At 47.9% G+C, this 280-nt stretch carries 1 protein-coding gene; it reads left to right on the forward strand.

Going from position 1 to position 280, the window contains the following annotated elements; all coding sequences use genetic code 11:
- Positions 1 to 280 (forward strand): SDR family oxidoreductase (locus tag AAEY83_RS14270; RefSeq protein WP_351059850.1); only part of this gene is annotated, 280 nt, incomplete at both ends.

The raw sequence follows: 280 nt of genomic DNA on the forward strand, positions 1-280 counted from the left end.
GGGCTGTGTCGTGTGCTAGCAAAAGAAGGCGCTGAGCACAACGTACGCTCGCATGTGATTTGCCCTGGCTTTGTCAAAACACCGTTGGTCGAAAAACAAATCCCGCAGCAAGCAGCTGAAAAAGGCATCAGCGAAGAGTCAGTGGTGAATGACATCATGTTGGTCAATACCGTAGACAAAGAGTTTACGACGGTTGATGATATTGCGCAGTTAGCGCTATTTTTGGCAGCCTTCCCAAGCAATGTATTCACTGGTCAATCTATCGTTGCCAGTCATGGTT

Origin of the sequence: Psychrobacter sp. TB20-MNA-CIBAN-0197 (assembly GCF_040309765.1) — a bacterium.
GTDB classification, from domain to species: Bacteria; Pseudomonadota; Gammaproteobacteria; order Pseudomonadales; family Moraxellaceae; genus Psychrobacter; species Psychrobacter submarinus.